A 20,577-nucleotide genomic window follows, 5' to 3' on the forward strand; every position below is an offset into this window, starting at 1 on the left:
CGTATCGCCCACGCCAGTCTAAACCTTCTTTCCCGCGGCGGGGAGGTCCAATCGGCATCGCGGCCTTGGAGCCAATAGGCGTTCGTGCGCGTGGCCCGGCCGTCTTGCCAGCACGAGTCCGCTTGGACACAATAAGGCGTCCTTGGCAGCCTATTTCTGAACCTATCGTGCAACCCGTTGACGCGCGCCCCGCCGGCAAGTCCAGTGTCTACTCCCGCGTGTTCTTCCGCTTCATTGATTGGTTGCGCCAGCGAATTGCCCGTGCATCGCTGGTGGGCGACCGGCCCATCTTTCAGAACAGCCAGTTTCCGTGGATTCCCGCGCTGGAAGCCCAGACGCCGGCCATTCGCGCCGAGCTGACCGAGCTGCTGGCCGAACGTCAGCACCTGCCCGCATTCCATGAGATCTCGCCGGATGTCGGCATGATCACGTCGGACGATCAATGGAAGACCTTCCTCTTTATGGGATACGGGCTGCGTTCCGAGCGCAACCTGGCGCGCTGCCCGGCCACCGCGCGGGCGCTCGAAGGCATCCCGGGCCTACGCAGCGCATTCTTCTCCATCCTTGAGCCGGGCAAGCGGATTCCGTTGCACACGGGTCCGTACAACGGCGTGCTGCGCCTGCACCTGGGCCTGGTCGTGCCAGAACCCTCCGACCAATGCTGGATCGAAGTGGGGGGAGAACGGTACAGCTGGCGGGAGGGGCGGGCCGTGGTGTTTGACGACCTGTACCCGCACCAGGTCCACAACGATACGCCCGGGCTGCGGGCGGTGCTGTTCGTCGACTTTGAACGGCCTTGCCGCGTTCCGGTAAAATGGCTGAATCGCCTGGTGCTCAGAGCGGCCCCGTTCACGGACGAAATCCGTCGCGGCAAAGCCAATCATGACGCCTGGGAGAAGGGCTACTACCGCCAGAAATAGGGGGCAGATAGCCCGCAAAACGTTCCCCTTATAGGGGAGCGTGGTCTTTTGTGCGCCGGTCCAACAAAGTACTTGCGCTCAAAATTTAACCACGCTAGAATGATCAGCTTTCCCAGATTGTCGATTGAGTTAAGGAAAAATTAGCTCATCGAGTTGGGGGAATACCCGCAGGATTTCAACCCAGGGTCGTTGCGTTGCCAACCCGTTGCAGAGGTAGAGCGAAAGCTCTAGGTCTACAACACAAAAGCAGGGCGGCAGACCTGACGGGACCAAAACTGGCAGGAATTGCAGAGTTCCTCGGGGGGAAAACCCCGGGAAAACAGTATTTCCAGTTAAGTTGGAACAGGAAAAATCATGATCCAAATGCAGACCACGCTGGACGTGGCCGATAACACTGGTGCGCGTCATGTCATGTGCATTAAGGTGCTCGGTGGCTCCAAGCGCCGTTATGCCGGTATCGGCGACATCATCAAGGTGAGCGTCAAAGATGCGGCTCCGCGCGGACGCGTCAAGAAAGGCGAAATTTACAATGCCGTGGTGGTTCGTACCGCCAAGGGCGTGCGCCGTAAAGACGGTTCGCTGATTAAGTTCGGTGGCAATGCCGCCGTATTGCTCAACGCCAAGCTGGAGCCCATCGGCACCCGCATCTTCGGACCCGTTACGCGTGAACTGCGTACCGAGAAGTTCATGAAGATCGTGTCGTTGGCCCCGGAAGTGCTGTAAGGAGCCCTACGATGAACAACATTCGTAAAGGCGACGAAGTCATCGTCCTGACCGGCCGCGACAAGAAGCGTCGCGGTACCGTGCTGGCTCGCGTCGATGCCGACCACGTCCTGGTCGAAGGCGTCAACGTTGCCAAGAAGCACGTCAAAGCCAACCCGATGGCTAACAACCCGGGCGGGATTGTCGAAAAGACCATGCCGATCCACATCTCGAATGTGGCGCTCTTCAACCCCGCAACCGGTCGTGCCGACCGCGTGGGCGTTCAAGAAGTCGAAGGTCGCAAGGTCCGCGTGTTCCGTTCCAATGGTGCCGTTGTCGGCGCCAAGGCGTAAGGGGCGATAGACATGTCTCGTTTGCAAGATTTCTACAAGAGCAAGGTCGCTGCCGACCTGCAGGCCAAGTTTGGCTACAAGAGCGTCATGGAAGTGCCGCGCATCACCAAGATCACCCTGAACATGGGTGTCTCGGAAGCCGTGTCCGATAAGAAGGTTATCGAACACGCGGTGTCGGACCTGACCAAGATCGCTGGCCAAAAGCCTGTCGTGACGAAGACCAAGAAGGCTATCGCCGGTTTCAAGATCCGCGAAAACTACCCGATTGGTTGCATGGTCACGCTGCGTGGTCAACGCATGTACGAATTCCTGGATCGCCTCGTTGCGGTCGCGCTGCCTCGCGTGCGTGACTTCCGTGGTATCTCGGGTCGTGCGTTTGACGGCCGCGGCAACTACAACATCGGGGTGAAAGAGCAAATCATTTTCCCCGAAATCGAGTACGACAAGATCGACGCGCTGCGTGGGCTGAACATCAGCATCACCACCTCCGCGAAGACCGACGAAGAAGCCAAGGCGCTGTTGACGGCCTTCAGCTTCCCGTTCCGTAACTAAGGGGCTGATGACGTGGCTAAACTTTCCCTCATCAATCGCGACATCAAGCGCGCCAAGCTGGCTGACAAGTTCGCTGCCAAGCGCGCTGAGTTGAAGGCGATCATCGACGACCAGTCGAAGACCGACGAAGAACGTTACCAAGCTCGGCTCAAGCTGCAACAGCTGCCGCGCAATGCCAATCCGACGCGCCAACGTAACCGTTGCGTGGTCACCGGTCGTCCGCGCGGCGTGTTCCGCAAGTTCGGCCTGACGCGTCACAAACTGCGTGAAATGGCGATGAAGGGCGAAATCCCCGGCATCACCAAGGCCAGCTGGTAGGAGATACATTATGAGCATGAGCGATCCCATCGCCGATATGCTGACCCGCATTCGCAATGCGCAGCAAGTGGACAAAGTTACGGTGAGCATGCCCTCCTCGAAGCTGAAGGCAGCTATTGCTGCTGTGCTGAAAGACGAAGGCTACATCGACAGCTTTGAAATCAAGGGCACCCAGGCCAAGCCTGAGCTCGAGATCACCCTGAAGTACTACGCTGGCCGTCCGGTTATCGAGCGCATTGAACGCGTTTCGCGCCCCGGTCTGCGTATCTACAAGGGCCGTACCAGCATTCCTCAGGTCATGAACGGCCTGGGCGTGGCTATCGTTTCGACCTCGCGCGGCGTCATGACCGACCGTAAGGCTCGCGCCAACGGCGTCGGCGGCGAAGTGCTGTGCTACGTGGCCTAAGGAGAAATTCTAATGTCACGTATCGCTAAGTATCCGGTCGAACTGCCCAAGGGTGTCGAAGCTGACATCAAGCAGGATCAGATCACTGTCAAGGGCCCGCTGGGCACCCTGACTCAAGCCCTGACTGGCGACGTCACGGTTGCGATGGACGAAGGCAAGCTTACGTTTGCCGCCGCCAACGAAACTCGTCACGCCAATGCCATGTCGGGTACCGTGCGCGCTCTGGTGGCCAATATGGTTACCGGCGTGAGCAAGGGCTTCGAGCGCAAGCTGACCCTGGTTGGCGTGGGTTACCGCGCCTCGATCCAAGGCGATGCCGTTAAGCTGCAGCTCGGTTTCTCGCACGACGTTTTGCATCAGTTGCCGGCCGGTATCAAGGCCGAATGCCCCACCCAGACGGAAATCGTCATCAAGGGCGCCAACAAGCAAGTCGTCGGTCAGATGGCCGCTGAAATCCGCGCGTACCGCGAACCCGAACCCTACAAGGGCAAGGGTGTGCGTTACTCGGACGAACGCGTCGTCATCAAAGAAACCAAGAAGAAATAACGGCGCACGCAAGGACGAATCATGGACAAAAAAGTTTCCCGTTTGCGTCGTGCGGTTCCGACCCGCCGGAAGATCAACGAGCTGCGCGTTCACCGCCTCTCGGTCTTCCGCTCGAACCAGCACATCTACGCCAACATCATTTCGCCGGAAGGCGATCGCGTTCTGGTCAGCGCCTCGACGGTGGAAGCCGAAGTGCGTGCGCAACTGGCCGGCCAAACCGGTCAGGGTGGCAACACTGCCGCTGCTTCGCTGGTTGGCAAGCGCGTGGCCGAAAAGGCCAAGGCTGCCGGTATCGAACTGGTCGCTTTCGATCGCTCGGGCTTTCGTTACCATGGCCGCGTGAAAGCGCTGGCCGATGCCGCGCGTGAAGCCGGCCTGAAGTTCTAAGCGAGGATCTGTCAAATGGCTAAAGTACAAGGCAAGAACGCCGCGGAAAAAGAGAACGATGACGGCCTCCGCGAAAAGATGATCGCGGTCAACCGCGTGAGCAAAGTGGTCAAGGGTGGTCGCACCATGAGCTTTGCCGCGCTGACCGTGGTTGGCGATGGCGATGGTCGCGTCGGCATGGGTAAGGGCAAGGCGCGTGAAGTGCCGGTGTCCGTTCAGAAGGCAATGGAACAAGCCCGCCGCGGCATGTTCAAGGTTGCGCTGAAGAACGGCACGCTGCACCACACCGTGGTTGGCAAGCATGGCGCCGCTACCGTGCTGATCTCGCCCGCTGCTGAAGGTACTGGCGTTATCGCCGGCGGCCCGATGCGCGCTATTTTTGAAGTGATGGGTGTGCGTAACGTGGTTGCCAAGAGCCTGGGCTCGAGCAACCCCTACAACATGGTTCGCGCCACGTTGAACGGTCTGCGCGCTTCCCTGACCCCGGCCGATGTTGCTGCCAAGCGCGGCAAGTCGGTCGAAGAAATCCTGGGGTAAATCATGGCTCAGAAGCAGATCAAAGTGACCCTCGTGCGCTCGGTGATCGGTACCAAGCAATCGCACCGTGATACGGTTCGCGGTTTGGGCTTGGGCCGCATCAACAGCAGCCGCGTGTTGGTCGATACGCCCGAGGTGCGTGGGATGATCCGTAAGGTGGATTATCTCGTTTCCGTCTCGGAAGCCTAAGGAATCACCATGTCGGATATGCAACTTAATTCGCTGAAGCCCGCTGAGGGCAGCAAGCACGCCAAGCGCCGCGTCGGCCGTGGCATCGGTTCGGGTCTGGGTAAAACCGCCGGCCGTGGTCACAAGGGTCAGAAGTCGCGCTCGGGCGGTTTCCATAAGGTTGGCTTCGAAGGCGGTCAAATGCCGCTGCAGCGTCGTCTGCCCAAGCGTGGTTTCACCCCGCTCGGTCAACACCTGTACGCCGAAGTTCGTCTGTCGGACCTGCAAGCCCTGCCCATCGACGAAGTCGACGTGCAAGTGCTCAAGGCGGCTGGCGTGATTGGCCAGGCGGTTCGTTACGCCAAGGTCATCAAGTCGGGTGAACTCTCGCGCAAGGTCGTGCTCAAGGGCATTACCGCGACGGCCGGCGCTCGCGCCGCCATCGAAGGCGCGGGCGGCTCGCTTGCTTGATCATGAGGTGACGAGTGGCTAACGCGCAGGCATTAGGCAAAACCGGAGCACGGTACGGTGATTTGAAGCGCCGTCTTGTGTTCCTGGTGCTCGCCCTGGTGGTTTACCGTTTGGGTACACACATCCCCGTACCGGGTATTAATCCGGATGCGCTGGCGGACTTGTTCCGTCAGAACCAGGGCGGGATCCTGGGCCTGTTCAACATGTTCTCGGGCGGGGCGCTCTCGCGTTTCTCGATTTTTGCCCTGGGGATCATGCCGTACATTTCGGCATCCATCATCATGCAGTTGATGTCGGTGGTGGTGCCGTCGCTGGAAGCGCTCAAGAAAGAGGGCGAGTCCGGACGTCGGAAGATTACCCAATACACCCGTTACGGCACAGTCGTGCTGGCGCTGGTGCAAGCAGTGGGCATTTCGGTAGCGTTGGAGTCCCAGCAGGGACTGGTGATCGATCCGGGCATGCTGTTTCGCTTCACGACCATTGTGACCCTGGTCACTGGCACCATGTTCGTCATGTGGCTGGGTGAACAGATCACGGAACGTGGTCTTGGCAACGGGATTTCCATCCTGATCTTCGCAGGTATCGTTGCGGGTCTGCCCGCGGCGCTGGCTGCACTGTTGGACCTGGTCCGCACCAACGCGATGTCTGTGCTTTCGGCACTGTTCATTGTGGCTCTGGTGGTGCTGGTTACCGCTTTTGTGGTGTTCGTGGAACGCGGACAGCGCAAGATCACGGTGAACTACGCCAAGCGTCAGGTCGGCAACAAGGTCTACGGTGGTCAAAGCTCGCATTTGCCGCTGAAGCTGAACATGGCAGGGGTGATTCCGCCGATCTTCGCATCGTCGATCATTCTGTTCCCGGCCACGATCACGAGCTGGTTTTCCAGCAGTGAGAACATGCGCTGGCTTAGCGATCTGGCTGCGGCCCTGTCGCCTCGTCAACCGCTCTACATCACGCTGTATTCCGTCGCGATTATTTTCTTCTGCTTTTTCTACACGGCTCTGGTGTTCAACAGCCGCGAAACGGCGGACAACCTGAAGAAGAGTGGTGCGTTTGTTCCGGGTATTCGTCCGGGCGAGCAAACGGCGCGCTACATCGACAAGATCCTGATGCGTCTGACGCTCGCGGGTGCCTTGTACATCACTTTGGTGTGCCTGTTGCCTGAATTCTTGGTGATGCGCTGGAACGTTCCTTTCTACTTCGGTGGTACGTCTCTGTTGATTATTGTGGTGGTGACGATGGATTTCATGGCACAGGTTCAGGCCTACATGATGTCTCACCAGTACGACTCGTTGCTCAAGAAGGCTAACTTCAAGGGCGCGGGTTTGCCGATGCGGTAAGCAAAAGAATGTCCAAGGACGACGTCATTCAGATGCAAGGCGAGGTTCTTGAGAACCTCCCGAACGCGACATTTCGCGTCAAGCTCGAAAACGGCCACGTGGTGTTGGGCCATATTTCCGGCAAGATGCGTATGCATTACATCCGGATCCTGCCGGGTGACAAGGTCACAGTGGAGCTCACGCCCTATGATCTGACGCGAGCCAGGATAGTTTTCCGCTCCAAATGAGCGGAACCGGATTACGGAAAATTAGGAGTCAACCATGAAAGTAATGGCATCGGTTAAGCGGATCTGCCGCAACTGCAAAGTTATCAAACGTCACGGCGTGGTGCGTGTTATCTGCACCGACCCGCGTCACAAGCAGCGTCAAGGCTAACTCGGGTTAGCGACTACGCAACAGATTTATTCAAGGAATAGTCATGGCCCGTATTGCTGGCATTAACATCCCGCCGCAACAGCACGCCGAGATCGGACTGACCGCCATTTTTGGCATTGGTCGTACGCGCGCTCGCAAGATTTGCGAAGCGGCAAACGTACCCTTTGACAAAAAGGTCAAGGATCTGAACGACGCTGAATTGGAACGCGTCCGCGAACATGTTGGTTTGTTCACGGTTGAAGGCGACCTGCGTCGTGAAGTACAGCTCTCGATCAAGCGTTTGATCGACCTGGGAACCTACCGCGGTATGCGTCACAAGCGCGGTTTGCCCGTGCGCGGCCAGCGCACTCGCACCAACGCCCGGACCCGTAAGGGCCCGCGTCGTGCTGCTGCGTCCCTGAAGAAATAATCGAGGAACTGGATTATGGCGAAAGCTTCCACCAGCGGCGCTTCGCGCGTGCGCAAAAAGGTTAAGAAGAACGTCTCGGACGGCATCGCGCACGTTCACGCTTCGTTCAACAACACCATCATCACCATCACCGACCGTCAGGGCAACGCTTTGTCGTGGGCCACTTCGGGTGGTGCTGGCTTCAAGGGTTCGCGTAAGTCGACCCCGTTTGCCGCGCAAGTCGCCGCTGAAACGGCTGGCCGCGTCGCGCTGGAATACGGCATCAAGACGCTGGAAGTGCGCATCAAGGGCCCCGGTCCTGGCCGCGAATCGTCTGTCCGCGCTCTGAACGCGCTGGGCATCAAGATTTCGTCCATCGCCGACATCACGCCCGTTCCGCACAACGGCTGCCGTCCGCCGAAGCGTCGTCGTATCTAAAGGGAATCCACATGGCACGTTATATTGGACCCAAATGCAAGCTCTCGCGCCGCGAGGGTACTGACCTGTTCCTGAAGAGCGCCCGTCGCTCGCTGGATTCCAAGTGCAAGCTGGATTCCAAGCCTGGCCAACACGGCCGCACTTCGGGTGCCCGCACTTCCGACTACGGCCTGCAGCTGCGCGAAAAGCAAAAGCTCAAGCGCATGTACGGCGTGCTGGAAAAGCAATTCCGCAAGTACTTCGCTGAAGCAGAGCGTCGCCGTGGCAACACCGGCGAAACCCTGATCCAGCTGCTGGAATCGCGCCTGGACAACGTCGTCTACCGCATGGGCTTCGGCTCGACGCGCGCCGAAGCTCGCCAGCTGGTGAGCCACCGCGCCATCGAACTGAACGGCCACACGGCTGACATCGCTTCGATGCTGGTCAAGGCTGGTGACGTCATCTCGATCCGTGAAAAGGCCAAGAAGCAAGGCCGCATCAAGGAATCGCTCGACCTGGCCACCAGCATCGGCATCCCCCAGTGGGTGGAAGTCGACACGACCAAGCTGACCGGTACGTTCAAGTCGGCTCCCGATCGCGCTGACGTCGCTCGCGACATCAACGAATCGATGGTCGTCGAACTGTACTCGCGTTAATCAGGTCGGCCGGCGCCTCCTTCGCAGGTGTGCCGGCTACTGGTCCCGCGACCCGTTTGCACGTCTCGCAGCAGCCCGCTTTCCGCCTTTTGGTGGGGCGGGCTTTGCGGTAAGTATCGGCTGGCGTTTTCGCGCCGTCCGAGTTTCATGTTTCACCCTGTCCATCAGCCTTATCGGTGTAACGAGCCGAGGGTATTGAAAAGGAACACAGTAAATGTCCACTCAAGGTTTCCTGAAGCCGCGCTCCATTGAAGTCGAACCGGTCGGCACGCACCATGCCAAGATCGTGATGGAGCCGTTCGAGCGTGGCTACGGTCATACGCTGGGCAACGCCCTGCGCCGCATCCTGCTGTCTTCGATGACCGGCTACGCGCCGACCGAAGTCCAGATGACGGGCGTGGTGCACGAATACTCGACCATCCCGGGCGTTCGCGAAGATGTCGTCGACATCCTCTTGAACCTGAAGGGCGTGGTCTTCAAGCTGCACAATCGCGACGAAGTGACCCTGGTTCTGCGCAAGACCGGCGCGGGCACCGTGCTGGCCAGCGACATCGAACTGCCGCACGACGTCGAGATCATCAACCCCGGCCATGCCATCTGCAACCTGACGGACGCAGGCAAGCTGGAAATGCAGATCAAGGTTGAAAAGGGCCGCGGCTACGTGCCGGGCAACGTGCGCGCGCTCTCGGAAGACCGCACCCACACCATCGGCCGCATCGTTCTGGACGCTTCGTTCAGCCCGGTTCGCCGCGTCAGCTACGCGGTGGAAAGCGCCCGCGTGGAACAGCGCACCGACCTGGACAAGCTGGTTCTGGACATCGAAACCAACGGCGTGATCTCGCCCGAGGAAGCGGTGCGCCAGTCGGCTCGCATCCTGATGGACCAGATCTCGGTCTTCGCTGCGCTGGAAGGTGCTGGCGATTCGTACGAAGCACCGGTCCGCGGCACGCCGCAGATCGACCCGGTCCTGCTGCGTCCGGTCGACGACCTGGAACTGACCGTGCGTTCGGCCAACTGCCTGAAGGCCGAAAACATCTACTACATCGGCGACCTGATCCAGCGTACCGAAAACGAGCTGCTCAAGACCCCGAACCTGGGTCGCAAGTCGCTCAACGAAATCAAGGAAGTTCTGGCTGCACGTGGTCTGACTCTGGGCATGAAGCTCGAGAACTGGCCGCCCCTGGGCCTGGAGCGTCCCTAAGCTTTAAACGGGTGGCGTCTCAGAAATGGGGCGCCTCCTGCAACGCCCGGCAACCCCGCCGGGCGGTTTGCGAATTCGTCGTAAAATGCACCGTTTTCTACCGGACCGCGGCCTGATTGCAGGTTGATAGAAGAGCCGGCAACCCGATGGCGAACGCCATCTTTAGATTCAAAGGAAACTTATCATGCGTCACGGTAATGGCTTGCGTAAGCTCAACCGCACCAGCAGTCACCGTCTTGCCATGTTCCGCAACATGGCCGTTTCGTTGATCACCCACGAAGCCATCAAGACCACGCTGCCGAAGGCGAAAGAATTGCGCCGCGTCATCGAACCCCTGATCACGCTGGGCAAAGAGCCCACGCTGGCGAACAAGCGTCTGGCATTTGCCCGTCTGCGCGATCGCGATGCGGTGGTGAAGCTGTTTGCCGAAATCGGCCCGCGCTACGCGGCCCGTAACGGTGGCTACACCCGCGTGCTGAAGATGGGCTTCCGTCAAGGCGACAACGCTCCCATGGCTTTCATGGAACTGGTTGACCGTCCGGAAGTTGATGAAGCCGCTGCGGACAGCGCCGAGTAATCCTCGGTAGCTCGATAAGCGACAAGGGCGGGTCTTCGGACCCGCCCTTGTTTTTTTGTGCGCCCGATCGGCTCACCCGATCTGCGGGGCCGCTACGCCCTTCGAATCACGAGGCGTACAACTCCCCCCGCAACTCGGCGGCGGTGGCCGCCAGGGCCTCCTGAGGCGGTTGGGGCGGCATCTTGAACGTCAGGTTCTGCTGTTCGATGTATTGCGTGGACGTGACGTCCTGCGTGTGATGCATCGGGATGACGTGCGCGTGCGTGTGCGCCACATGGATGCCGGTGAAGGCAAAGCCGACGCGTTCCACGCTATACAGCCGCTTCATGTGGCGCCCCAGCTTCTGCCCCAGGTTCACGATATGCCCGGCCAGGTCGGCCGGCATGTCTTCGTAGTACGGGTAATGCTGTTTCGGAATGATCAGCGTATGGCCGGGACGCACGGGCTGGATGTCCAGGAAGGCCATCAGGCGGTCGTCTTCGTGAATGATGTGCGCGGGAATCTCGTGCCGGGCGATCCGGCAGAACAGGCAGTTATCGGTCATGCAAGCCTCGGAGAAAACGGGGGGCATGGAACTCAACGCGGTTCCGGCAGGCCGGACGGCGGCGGCAATACCGATAAAATACCCCGACTACCATCCCACACGGGTATCCCAAGGAGGCTCCATGTTGCGCGATGACGACGTCGTGCTGGTCATCAGCAATGCGCCGGATCTGTTGCTGGCCAAGCGCATCGCGCATGTGCTGGTCGAAGATGGATTGGCCGCCTGTGTGAACCTTGGCGCGTCGGGCCTGTCCATCTACCTGTGGAACGGAGAGGTCGAGGGGACGGAAGAAGTCCCCATCCACATCAAGACCACCTACGCGCGCCATCAAGCTGTTGTTCAGGCCCTGGCGCAGATGCATCCCTATGATGTGCCCGAAATCATCGTGCTGCCGGTCATTGGCGGCGCGGCGCCCTATCTGGATTGGGTGCGCGAGCAGACGGCCGTCACGAATAACAAGAGAGACTGATGTTGCAACTTGCCGGTATTGTCGGCGCGCCCACGCGCCCGATTCACGCCACGCGCGCGATGCGCGCCCTGCTCAGGCACTGCCTGATGTTTTTGGCGACGGCGCTGTTGCTGCTGGGCTGGCAGGCGGCCGCCCACGCCGAAACCGAATTCCTGGAACCCGAAAAGGCCTTCGTGTTCAGCGCCCAGATGGCGGCGCCGGACACGCTGGAGCTGCGGTACAAGGTCGCCCCGGGCTACTACATGTACCGCGAGCGCTTCGGCATCACGATCAGCCCGGCCGGCGCGACGACGCTGGGTGAGGCCGTCTACCCCAAGGGCGAGGTCAAGTACGACCCGACCTTCGAGAAAGACATGGAGGTCTTCCATAAGGACGTCGTGATCCGCGTGCCGGTGGGCGCGGGCAATCAACCCTTTACGCTGACCCTGACCGGGCAAGGCTGTGCAGACGCGGGCTTGTGCTATCCGCCCATGGACAGCAGCGTCAAGCTCACGCCGGTGGCAGGGGGCTACGCGCTGGCGGACGGAGCCGCAACAGGCGGAGCATCATCGTCTGCTTCCACATCGAGCACATCGTCGGGCGGACTTAGCGCATTGTTCACCGCAGGCGACACCGGCTTGGCCGATGCGCTGGGTGGCCTGGGCTGGATTAAGACCGCCGGCGTCTTCCTGGTGCTGGGCCTGTTGCTGGCGTTCACGCCCTGCGTGTTGCCGATGATTCCGATCTTGTCGTCGATTGTGCTGGGCGGCGTGGCGCAGCCCAAGCCCTCGCGCGGCCGCGGGCTGGCGTTGGCCGCCACGTATGTGCTGGGCATGTCGGTGGTTTACACCGCGTTGGGCGTGGCTGCGGGCCTCAGTGGCGCGGGCTTGGCCGCGTGGTTGCAGACGCCCTGGATTCTGACGCTGTTCGCCTTGTTGCTGACGGTGTTGGCGCTGGCGATGTTCGACGTTTTCACCTTCCAGATGCCCTCGGGCATCCAGGCCAAGCTGTCTGACCGTTCCTCGCGCGTGCCTGGCGGCCGCTACACGGGCGCGCTGGTGATGGGCGCCTTGTCCGCCCTGATCGTCGGGCCTTGCGTGGCCGCGCCTTTGGCTGGCGCGCTGCTGTATATCTCACAGACGGGCGACGTCGTGCTGGGCGCGGCAGCGCTGTTCGCCATGGCCTGGGGCATGGGCGTGCCGCTTTTGATTGTGGGCGCATCGTCCGGTGCCTTGTTGCCGAAGGCGGGGCCGTGGATGGATGGCGTCAAGCGCTTGTTCGGCATGCTGCTGCTGGGGACCGCCTGGTGGATGCTGATTCCCGTGGTGCCGACGTGGGTGCAGATGACTGGCTGGGCGTTCCTGGCGATCGTATCTGCGGTGATGCTGCGCGCCTTTGACGCCTTGCCCGTGGGAGCAGGGGCCGCACGCATGTTCGGCAAGGGCCTGGGCTTGCTGCTGGCGCTGGCTGCCGCCGCGTGGCTCGTCGGCGCGGCAAGCGGCGGACGCGATGTGCTGCAACCGTTGTCGCACTTCGCCGCGCGCACGGATGGCGCGGCGGGCGTGGCGGGCGCCACGGCCTTAAAGGGCGACGTCCACTTCACGCGGGTGCGCAACAACGCTGAGCTGGACGCGCTGCTGGCGCAAAGCCGCCAGCCGGTGATGCTGGATTTCTACGCCGACTGGTGCGTGTCGTGCCGCGAGATGGAGCGTTTCACGTTCACCGACCCCGGCGTCGCGCAACGCATGTCGAACATGCTGCTGGTGCAGGCTGACGTGACGGCGAACAATGCCGATGACCGCGCCTTGCTCAAACGCTTCCGCTTGTTCGGCCCGCCCGGAATCATGTTCTTCGAACCCGGCGGCAAAGAGCTGCCCGATGCACGCGTCGTGGGTTTCCAGGACGCCAAGCGCTTCACGGAATCGTTGGATAAGGTGCTGGTGCGCTGACGCGCGGACGTATACCATGGCTGCTGCGCCGCGTGGGCGGCGCACTACCCTCCCATCAGGCCGGCGCCCGTGACGTCCCCAACAGTTGATGCAAGCCAGGACCCGCAAGGTCTTATCTATGTTCAATTGATGTTCGTCATGGCCACCTGGGGCCTGAACATCGTCTCCATCAAGTACCTCACGCAACACATGGACATCCAGGCGCTTGCCGCCGTTCGGATCGTCATTGCGTTCATCACCGTCACCCTGATCATCAAAGCGCGCCGCGGCCGCATCCCCAAGCTGGGCCGCGTGCAGCTGGGCTGGGTGGCGCTGGCGGGCTTTCTGGTGGTGTATGCGCACCAGGTCGCGCTGGTGTCGGGGCTGCGCTTTTCATCGGCGGCCAACGGCACGCTGATCATGGCCACCAGCCCCTTGCTGTCGGCGCTGCTCGCGGCGCTTTTCTATCGCGAAAAACTCACGCTGGTGCGGATTTCGGGCGCCTTGCTGGGCCTGCTGGGCGTGGGCATGGTGGTCGCCGGCAGTGGCGCGCAATTCGGCCTGACGGGCTGGGGCGACGCCATCGTGTTCGTGGCCGTGCTGGTGTTTGTGTTCGGCGGGCTGGTGATTCAACGCATGTCGCGTTCCATGGACCCGCTGGGCATGCTTTGGTACATGTACCTGGCTGGCGGGCTGATGCTGGTGGTGCATGCGGCGATCACGCCGTCGTCCTACCAGACCGATACGTGGCAGATGACCGGCTGGCCGTGGATCGTGCTGCTGTTCTCGGCGGTGATTGCCTCGGGCGTCAGCAACATCATCTGGAATGCCGGCATTGCGCGGCTGGGCATCAGCCGCGCGGCCTTGTTCGTGAACTGGCTGCCGATCTTCGGGCTGCTGTTTGCGTCACTGTTCCTGGACGAACACGTCACGCTGACCCATGTCATGGGCCTGGCGTGCGTGCTGGGCGGAACGTATCTGGGATTGCGCCGCACCGAGCCTGTGGCAAGCCAGACAGGCGATGCGCGCTGATCCCGCGCGATGACTCAACAACAGGCCCGAGCCACAGGCCCGAGCCCGTCTTGCCGCGCAATCAGCAATCAGCAATCAGCAATCAGCAATCAGCAATCAGCAATCAGCAATCAGCAATCAGCGCTGCGCTTTCAGCAGCTTGGCCGCTTCGATTGCGAAGTAGGTCAGGATGCCGTCGGCGCCCGCGCGCTTGAACGCGAGCAGGGCTTCCATCATGACCTTGTCGTGGTCCAGCCAGCCATTGGCGGCGGCGGCCTTGATCATCGCGTATTCGCCGCTGACCTGATAGGCGAAGGTCGGCACGCGGAACGTGTCCTTCACGCGGCGCAGCACGTCCAGATACGGCATGCCGGGCTTGACCATGACCATGTCGGCGCCTTCCTGCAAGTCGGCGGCCACTTCGCGCAGCGCTTCATCGAGGTTGCCCGGGTCCATCTGGTAAGCCATTTTGTTGGACTTGCCCAGGTTCGTCGCCGAGCCCACGGCGTCGCGGAACGGGCCGTAAAACGCGCTGGCGTATTTGGCCGAGTAGGCCATGATCTGCGTGTGGATGTGGCCGTTGTCTTCCAGCGCGCGGCGCACGGCGCCAATGCGGCCGTCCATCATGTCGCTGGGCGCAACCATGTCCACGCCGGCGGCGGCTTGCGTCAGCGCCTGCTTGACCAGGATTTCAACCGTGATCTCGTTGATGACGTAGCCGTTTTCGTCGATGACGCCGTCCTGGCCGTGGCTGGTGTAGGGGTCCAGCGCCACATCGCACAAGATGCCGAGTTCGGGGAAACGCTTTTTCAGTTCGCCGACCACGCGCGGAATCAGGCCGCGCGGGTTGGTCGCTTCGATGCCGTCGGGCGTCTTCAAAGACGGGTCGATGACGGGAAACAACGCCATCACCGGAATGCCCAGTTCCACACATTGCTCGGCCACCGGCAACAGCGTGTCCAGCGAATAACGGACCACGCCGGGCAGCGACGGCACGGCTTGCTGCACGCCCGTGCCATCGGCAACAAAGACGGGGTAGATCAGGTCATTGACCGTCAGCGCGTTCTCGCGCACCAGGCGGCGGGTGAAGTCGTCGCGGCGCAGGCGGCGAGGGCGGGAAACCGGAAACTCGGGGGTGATGATCTGCGGGTTCATGATTCGACCTTGGGGGAAATCCAATTTTCGATATGGGCGCCGGCCTCTTCCAGACCGATGCGCTCGGGCGCCGAGAAAGGAATAGTGTGCAGGGCGCCGATATCCGCCAGGTCCTTGCGGACCGAGAACACGGTGCGCATGCGCTGGCCGTAGGGCAGCTTGTCGGCCTTGGTCAGCAGCGCCAGCACGGGGCGTCCGGTGGGGGCGATGAAGTTGGCCAGGCGGCGGTCAAGCTCGGTGACGCCGCGGCGGATGTCGATCAGCAGCACGATGCCCGCGAGCGATTCGCGGTCGCGAAGATAGCCGCCGAGAATGTCCGCCCACTTTTCTTTTTCATTGCGGGCGACAGACGCGTAGCCGTAGCCGGGCAAGTCGACGAGAAAACCGATGTGACCTTCCGGGTCCAACGGGTCGGGCAAGCCGAACATATTGATCAAGCGCGTGCGGCCCGGCGTCTTGCTGGAAAACGCAAGACGGCGCTGGTTGCACAGCACGTTGATCGCCGTGGATTTGCCGGCGTTCGAGCGGCCGACAAAGCAGACCTCGGGAGCGCCGGCGGCCGGCAACTGGTCGAGGCGAGCTGCGGAGGTAAGGAAGGAGGCGCGATGTAGGAGGGACACGGATGGGCTTTGGATACGGTTGGTTTCGAGCCCTATTGTATAATCCGGCGTTTGCAACAGTGGTCCCCGTGCGCGGAGCCGTCTTTTTTGCTTACTGTTTAGGTTGTTTTCCGCAACTTGGCAGGCAGAACGGGCAAATCAGGTTCGATACGGTATTCCAGGGTGTGCGGGGCAGGCGTGGGCGCCTTTTTGCGCCTTGATCGATGTGATCGTCGAGGTCTTCATGAAGCGTGTGCTGTCCCGGATGTTGGTTGCGAGCGGGCTGTTGCTCGGCGCCTCCGCCTTCTCTACACCCAGTTTCGCCGCTGACGGCGCTGCGGGCCCGGCCAAGCCAGATGCCGCCAAGGGCGGTCAGCTGTTTGACCAAGGCGACGCCTCAAGAGGCATCATCGCCTGTGCGTCCTGTCATGGCGCGGCGGGCAACAGCACCATCCCGGTGAACCCCAACCTGGCCGCGCAACCCCACGAGTACCTGGCCAAGCAATTGGCGGATTTCCAGATCAAGCAGGGTGCGAAGCTGCCGGTGCGTAACGGCGCGGGCGGTAACCCCACCCCGATGACGGCCATGGCGCAGAACCTGACGCCGGCCGACATGCAGAACATCGCGCTGTACCTGGCGCAGCAGCCTCTCAAGGAGCCCGCCACGGCAGGCCAGGAGAAACTGGTTGATCTGGGTCAGAAAATCTGGCGCGGCGGTTTGCCTGAACGCAACGTCCCCGCTTGCGCGGCGTGCCACTCTGCGAATGGCGCGGGCATGCCCGCCCAGTACCCCCGCTTGTCGGGGCAGTTCCCCATGTACATCGAAGAGCAGCTCAAGCTGTTCCGCAGCGGCGACCGCAAGAACGACATCATGTTCGCGATTGCGGATCGCATGTCGGACGCCGATATCAAAGCGGTGTCGGACTACGCGGCCGGCCTGCGGTAGGCGAAAGCCCGCAACACGCGCGGCTGGTCCGCGTTCATGCAACTTGGGCGTGACGGAACCTGATTCCGTTGCGCGCTGTCTATGAGGGGGGTAGCCGATTGCGCGGCCCCCCTTTTTTCATGAATTCAACACGAACCCATACCCGTCCCTCTCTGCGCAGCCTGCCTCGCGACTTCTTCGAACTGCTGGGTTCGATGCGTTTCGCCGTCAGCCTGCTGATGTTCATCTGCGTGGCGAGCCTGGTCGGGACCGTGTTGCAGCAGAACCGCTCGTCCAACAACTACATCGATCAGTTCGGCCCGTTCTGGTACGAAGTCTTCGACAAATTCTCGATCTGGCACGTCTACAACAGCTGGTGGTTCCTGCTGATCATGGGGTTCCTGGTCGTGTCGACCTCGGTCTGCCTGATCCGCAATGCGCCCAAGATGCTGCGCGATGCGCGATCGTTTCGCGAACATGTGCGGGCAAGCAGCCTGCGCGCCTTCCCGCATCGCGTGGAAACCCAGGAACCCACCGATGTGCCGCAAACCGCGGCCGGCTTGAAATCGCTGCTGGAACGCTTGGGCTACGCCGTGCGCCAACGGCAAGACAACGACGGCGTGCTGCTGGCGGCCAAGAAGGGTAGCGCCAACCGCCTGGGCTATGTGTTTGCGCACGCGGCCATGGTCATCATCTGTATTGGCGGCTTGCTCGATAGCGAACTGCCGGTGCGTTTGCAGGTGATGTTCGGCGGCAAGCAGCCGATTGTCGACAACATGCTGATTTCCGAAGTGCCCGAAAGCGGGCGCCTGTCGGTCAACAACCCGAGCTTTCGCGCGAGCGTGCTGGTGCCTGAAGGCGGGCAGGCCAGCACGGCCGTCGTGATGGTGGGCGACGGCGCGTTGGTGCAGCCGATGCCCTTTACGCTGAAGCTGAAGAAATTCGTCGTCGACTACTACTCCACCGGCATGCCCAGCCGCTTTGCCAGCGAAGTGGAAGTGACCGACCCCGACACCGGCAAGACCTTCGATTCCACCATCGAGGTCAACGAGCCGCTGCGCTTCAAGGGCATGACCGTCTACCAGTCCAGCTTCGATGACGGCGGCAGCACCGTCGTCTTGAAAGGCTATCCGCTGGTAGGGGCCAACGCCGCCACGTTCAACGTCAACGGCACCGTGGGCAAGACCAGTGAAGTCACCGCCAGCACCACCGGCGGCCCGCGCAGCATGGGCGTCGAGATCACGGCCATGCGCCCGATCAACGTGGAAGACCTGACGCGCGGCGACCCCAAGGGCGCCAACCAGAGCTTTGCCGAACATGTGGCGTCCGTTTCCGGCAGCGCGGCGGGCAAGAAGAATGAGAACCTGCGCAACGTAGGCCCCAGCGTCGAATACAAGCTGATCGACGACGCGGGCCAGGCGCACGAATTCCAGAACTACATGCTGCCCGTGCAGCTGGATGGCGCCAGCGTGTTCCTGGCTGGCGTGCGTAACAACGCCGCCGAGCCCTTCCGCTACCTGCGCATTCCGGCGGATGACGACAGCTCGATCGCCGAATTCATGCGCCTGCGCGCCACGCTCGCCGACCCGGCCGCGCGCCAGGAAGCCGCGCGCCGCTTCGCCGAGCGCAACAGCCCGTCGGGCGCCGACCGCCAGCCCTTGCAGACCGCCGCCGAGCGCGCGCTGGAGACCTTCGCCTCGGGTGGCCTGCAAGCCGTGGCCGCCTTCCTGCAAGCCAATACGCCTGCCGCCGACCTGGAGCGCGCGGCTGACGTGGTGATCCGCCTGATCGGCGCCAGCATGAATGAATTGCGCGCCATTGAGCGCGAGCGCGCCGGCTTGCCCGCCGTGGCGGTTGAAGGCCCCGAAGGCGAACGCGCCGCGGTGTGGTCGCGTCTGGCCGTGGCGGCGCTGTCGGACCTGACGGTCTACCCCGCGCCCGTCTTCCTGTCGCTGGCGGACTTCAACCACGTGCAGGCCAGTGTGTTTCAAGTGAGCCGCACGCCGGGCAAGAACACGGTCTACCTGGGCAGCCTGTTGCTGGTCCTGGGGGTGTTCTCGATGTTCTATATTCGAGACCGCCGCGTCTGGATCTGGGTCAAGCCGCAAGGTAACGGCAGCAGCGTCCTGGCGGCGATGACGTCCCAGAAGCGTACACTCGACTTCAATCAAGAGTTCGAACGCTTCAAGCAGGCGCTGCTGCGCCAGAACCGGTCTTAAGGTTTTTTTATGTCGACTACGACCACCACGCATCCTTCGTCACCGGACACGCTCGCCGCGTCGCCCGACACGCTCTGGCAAGACAGCTTGTCGGAAACCGGCGACAGCCGCGCCCGGCGCGGCAAGCCCGACTGGACGGATGTCGTCTTCTTCCTGCTGCTGGCCGTGGGCGCGGGTTTCGCGCTGACCCGCTACGGCAACGCGATGGATTACTACGAGAAGATCATTCTCTGCGGCACGGTGCCGGCGCTGGCCTGGATGGGCTGGCTGTGGCGTCCGTTGCGCCACCTGATGATCGCCTGTGCGATCTCGTCCGGGCTGGCCTTGATGCTGTATGGCAACGACCTTGCCCGCGCCGAACAGGTGTTCTTCCTGAAGTATCTGTTCTCGTCTCAGTCCGCCATTTTGTGGATGAGCGCGCTCTTTGCGCTGGCCATGGTCTGCTACTGGATCGGCGTGTTCAGCCCCACGGCCGCGTGGCTGGGGACGGCGCTGACCTGGGGCGCGGTCTTCGCGGGTGTCACCGGCCTGTTGGTGCGCTGGCGCGAAGGCCATCTGATGGGGCCGGACCTGGGCCACATCCCGGTCAGCAACCTGTACGAAGTGTTCGTGCTGTTTTCGCTGATCACGGCCCTGTTTTATCTGTATTACGAACGCAAATACGCGACGCGCGCGCTGGGCGGCTTCGTGCTGCTGGTGGTGACGTCCGCCGTCGTGTTCCTGCTTTGGTATTCGTTCACGCGGGATGCGGGCCAGATCCAGCCCTTGGTGCCCGCGCTGAAAAGCTGGTGGATGAAGCTGCACGTACCGGCCAACTTCATCGGCTATGGCACGTTCTCGCTGGCGGCGATGGTGGGTTTTGCGTACCTGGTCAAGCAACATGGCCAGACCACGTCATGGGCCAAGCTGGCGCCGCTGTTCGTGTTGGGGGTGCTGCTGTGCGCTGAACCGATGGTGTTCCGCACCGATGGCCTGTCGGCCACCTGGATGCTGTATTTCGGCGTGGGGGCGGTGATCGTGGGCGCCATCTTGCTGGGCCGCCGCCGCATTGCGGCCGCGCTGCCGTCGCTTGAGGTGCTGGACGACATCATGTATCGCGCCATCGCGATCGGCTTCGCCTTCTTCACCGTCGCAACCATTCTGGGCGCGCTGTGGGCGGCCGATGCCTGGGGCGCGTACTGGCAGTGGGACCCGAAGGAAACCTGGGCGCTGATCGTGTGGCTGAACTACGCGGCATGGCTGCACATGCGTCTGATCAAGGGCCTGCGCGGCACCATGGCGGCTTACTGGGCGCTGATGGGGCTGCTGATCACCGGCTTCGCGTTTCTGGGCGTGAACATGTTCCTGTCCGGCCTGCACTCGTACGGGCAGCTGTAACCCCTGCCTGAGTCTTGTGGCTTGCCGCAGACGAGCGCAAGGGAAACAGGAAGCAGG

General features: G+C 61.8%; 28 protein-coding genes. 25 read left to right on the forward strand and 3 right to left on the reverse strand.

The genetic code is table 11. From position 1 onward, the window contains the following. The first annotated feature begins 167 nt into the window (after positions 1-167). The 19 genes from ACFZAI_RS00115 to rplQ all read left to right on the forward strand — a co-directional run bounded on the left by ACFZAI_RS00115 (position 168) and on the right by rplQ (position 10,314). The gene (locus tag ACFZAI_RS00115) at positions 168-920 is read left to right on the forward strand and encodes an aspartyl/asparaginyl beta-hydroxylase domain-containing protein (protein ID WP_391565023.1); all 753 of its coding nucleotides are present in this window, start codon (positions 168-170) and stop codon (positions 918-920) included. A 354-nt stretch (positions 921-1,274) separates the two neighbouring features. Then, a complete protein-coding gene (rplN, locus tag ACFZAI_RS00120; protein WP_046807446.1) occupies positions 1,275-1,643 on the forward strand; it encodes a 50S ribosomal protein L14 in 369 nt (122 codons plus the stop codon). 11 nt (positions 1,644-1,654) lie between these two features. Then, a complete protein-coding gene (gene rplX / locus ACFZAI_RS00125; RefSeq protein ID WP_054420847.1) occupies positions 1,655-1,975 on the forward strand; it encodes a 50S ribosomal protein L24 in 321 nt (106 codons plus the stop codon). 12 nt (positions 1,976-1,987) lie between these two features. Then, entirely contained in the window at positions 1,988-2,527 is a 540-nt protein-coding gene (gene rplE / locus ACFZAI_RS00130; RefSeq protein ID WP_054420846.1) for a 50S ribosomal protein L5, read from the forward strand. A 12-nt stretch (positions 2,528-2,539) separates the two neighbouring features. After that, the gene (rpsN, locus tag ACFZAI_RS00135; RefSeq protein ID WP_006216527.1) at positions 2,540-2,845 is read left to right on the forward strand and encodes a 30S ribosomal protein S14; all 306 of its coding nucleotides are present in this window, start codon (positions 2,540-2,542) and stop codon (positions 2,843-2,845) included. Positions 2,846-2,855: 10 nt separating this feature from the next. Continuing rightward, entirely contained in the window at positions 2,856-3,251 is a 396-nt protein-coding gene (gene rpsH, locus ACFZAI_RS00140; protein WP_006216525.1) for a 30S ribosomal protein S8, read from the forward strand. Positions 3,252-3,263: 12 nt separating this feature from the next. Then, positions 3,264-3,797, forward strand: coding sequence for a 50S ribosomal protein L6 (gene rplF, locus ACFZAI_RS00145; RefSeq protein ID WP_050728385.1), 534 nt, complete (start codon positions 3,264-3,266; stop codon positions 3,795-3,797). Positions 3,798-3,818: 21 nt separating this feature from the next. After that, positions 3,819-4,184, forward strand: coding sequence for a 50S ribosomal protein L18 (gene rplR, locus ACFZAI_RS00150; protein WP_054420845.1), 366 nt, complete (start codon positions 3,819-3,821; stop codon positions 4,182-4,184). Positions 4,185-4,199: 15 nt separating this feature from the next. Further along, positions 4,200-4,721 carry a 30S ribosomal protein S5 gene (rpsE, locus tag ACFZAI_RS00155; protein ID WP_006216521.1) on the forward strand — a complete coding sequence of 174 codons (522 nt, stop codon included), beginning with the start codon at positions 4,200-4,202 and terminating at the stop codon, positions 4,719-4,721. A gap of 3 nt (positions 4,722-4,724) precedes the next feature. Next, positions 4,725-4,910 (forward strand): 50S ribosomal protein L30, encoded by a 186-nt coding sequence (gene rpmD / locus ACFZAI_RS00160; protein WP_006216520.1) that lies wholly within the window; start codon positions 4,725-4,727, stop codon positions 4,908-4,910. A 9-nt stretch (positions 4,911-4,919) separates the two neighbouring features. Then, complete coding sequence (rplO, locus tag ACFZAI_RS00165) at positions 4,920-5,360, forward strand: 50S ribosomal protein L15 (RefSeq protein WP_013397002.1); 441 nt, start codon at positions 4,920-4,922, stop codon at positions 5,358-5,360. A 14-nt stretch (positions 5,361-5,374) separates the two neighbouring features. Then, positions 5,375-6,700: a preprotein translocase subunit SecY gene (gene secY / locus ACFZAI_RS00170; protein WP_054420844.1), complete on the forward strand. Its 1,326-nt coding sequence runs from the start codon at positions 5,375-5,377 to the stop codon at positions 6,698-6,700. Between the two features lie 8 nt (positions 6,701-6,708). Beyond that, positions 6,709-6,927, forward strand: coding sequence for a translation initiation factor IF-1 (gene infA, locus ACFZAI_RS00175; RefSeq protein ID WP_003806927.1), 219 nt, complete (start codon positions 6,709-6,711; stop codon positions 6,925-6,927). 34 nt (positions 6,928-6,961) lie between these two features. Then, positions 6,962-7,075 (forward strand): 50S ribosomal protein L36, encoded by a 114-nt coding sequence (rpmJ, locus tag ACFZAI_RS00180; RefSeq protein ID WP_003806928.1) that lies wholly within the window; start codon positions 6,962-6,964, stop codon positions 7,073-7,075. Positions 7,076-7,118: 43 nt separating this feature from the next. Beyond that, a complete protein-coding gene (gene rpsM, locus ACFZAI_RS00185; protein ID WP_006216517.1) occupies positions 7,119-7,484 on the forward strand; it encodes a 30S ribosomal protein S13 in 366 nt (121 codons plus the stop codon). 15 nt (positions 7,485-7,499) lie between these two features. Continuing rightward, positions 7,500-7,901 (forward strand): 30S ribosomal protein S11, encoded by a 402-nt coding sequence (gene rpsK, locus ACFZAI_RS00190; protein ID WP_006216516.1) that lies wholly within the window; start codon positions 7,500-7,502, stop codon positions 7,899-7,901. Positions 7,902-7,912: 11 nt separating this feature from the next. After that, positions 7,913-8,536: a 30S ribosomal protein S4 gene (rpsD, locus tag ACFZAI_RS00195; RefSeq protein ID WP_006389633.1), complete on the forward strand. Its 624-nt coding sequence runs from the start codon at positions 7,913-7,915 to the stop codon at positions 8,534-8,536. 214 nt (positions 8,537-8,750) lie between these two features. Further along, positions 8,751-9,737 (forward strand): DNA-directed RNA polymerase subunit alpha, encoded by a 987-nt coding sequence (locus tag ACFZAI_RS00200; RefSeq protein ID WP_006216514.1) that lies wholly within the window; start codon positions 8,751-8,753, stop codon positions 9,735-9,737. A gap of 184 nt (positions 9,738-9,921) precedes the next feature. Continuing rightward, on the forward strand, positions 9,922-10,314 hold the full coding sequence (gene rplQ / locus ACFZAI_RS00205; protein WP_006216513.1) for a 50S ribosomal protein L17: 393 nt from the start codon (positions 9,922-9,924) through the stop codon (positions 10,312-10,314). A 106-nt stretch (positions 10,315-10,420) separates the two neighbouring features. Here rplQ and ACFZAI_RS00210 read toward each other — a convergent pair whose 3' ends face one another. Beyond that, positions 10,421-10,858, reverse strand: coding sequence for an HIT family protein (locus ACFZAI_RS00210; RefSeq protein WP_391565027.1), 438 nt, complete (start codon positions 10,856-10,858; stop codon positions 10,421-10,423). Positions 10,859-10,979: 121 nt separating this feature from the next. On the opposite strand from ACFZAI_RS00210, the gene cutA reads away from it, so the two are divergent. From cutA to ACFZAI_RS00225, 3 genes are all read left to right on the forward strand, one after another. Then, positions 10,980-11,327 (forward strand): divalent-cation tolerance protein CutA, encoded by a 348-nt coding sequence (gene cutA, locus ACFZAI_RS00215; protein WP_391565028.1) that lies wholly within the window; start codon positions 10,980-10,982, stop codon positions 11,325-11,327. A gap of 59 nt (positions 11,328-11,386) precedes the next feature. Next, positions 11,387-13,255 (forward strand): protein-disulfide reductase DsbD, encoded by a 1,869-nt coding sequence (gene dsbD, locus ACFZAI_RS00220; RefSeq protein WP_391566239.1) that lies wholly within the window; start codon positions 11,387-11,389, stop codon positions 13,253-13,255. Positions 13,256-13,384: 129 nt separating this feature from the next. Then, positions 13,385-14,266 carry a DMT family transporter gene (locus tag ACFZAI_RS00225; protein WP_391566240.1) on the forward strand — a complete coding sequence of 294 codons (882 nt, stop codon included), beginning with the start codon at positions 13,385-13,387 and terminating at the stop codon, positions 14,264-14,266. Between the two features lie 117 nt (positions 14,267-14,383). Here the strand turns inward: ACFZAI_RS00225 and hemB are convergent, their stop codons facing one another. Both hemB and yihA read right to left on the reverse strand, forming a co-directional pair. Then, positions 14,384-15,400, reverse strand: a complete 1,017-nt coding sequence (hemB, locus tag ACFZAI_RS00230) for a porphobilinogen synthase (protein ID WP_054420840.1) — start codon at positions 15,398-15,400, stop codon at positions 14,384-14,386. Then, complete coding sequence (gene yihA / locus ACFZAI_RS00235) at positions 15,397-16,020, reverse strand: ribosome biogenesis GTP-binding protein YihA/YsxC (RefSeq protein WP_006216506.1); 624 nt, start codon at positions 16,018-16,020, stop codon at positions 15,397-15,399. Before yihA ends, hemB begins: the two co-directional genes overlap by 4 nt. Positions 16,021-16,243: 223 nt before the next feature. Here yihA and ACFZAI_RS00240 point away from each other — a divergent pair, with 223 nt between their 5' ends. The 3 genes from ACFZAI_RS00240 (at position 16,244) to ccsB (ending at position 20,520) form a co-directional block, all read left to right on the forward strand. Continuing rightward, entirely contained in the window at positions 16,244-16,945 is a 702-nt protein-coding gene (locus tag ACFZAI_RS00240) for a c-type cytochrome (protein ID WP_100857537.1), read from the forward strand. Positions 16,946-17,064: 119 nt separating this feature from the next. After that, a complete protein-coding gene (locus ACFZAI_RS00245; protein WP_391565029.1) occupies positions 17,065-19,143 on the forward strand; it encodes a cytochrome c biogenesis protein ResB in 2,079 nt (692 codons plus the stop codon). A gap of 9 nt (positions 19,144-19,152) precedes the next feature. Continuing rightward, positions 19,153-20,520: a c-type cytochrome biogenesis protein CcsB gene (gene ccsB / locus ACFZAI_RS00250; RefSeq protein WP_391565030.1), complete on the forward strand. Its 1,368-nt coding sequence runs from the start codon at positions 19,153-19,155 to the stop codon at positions 20,518-20,520. Positions 20,521-20,577 lie beyond the last annotated feature (57 nt).

Source organism: Achromobacter sp. NPDC008082 (assembly GCF_042957345.1).
Taxonomy (GTDB): domain Bacteria; phylum Pseudomonadota; class Gammaproteobacteria; order Burkholderiales; family Burkholderiaceae_B; genus Achromobacter; species Achromobacter kerstersii_A.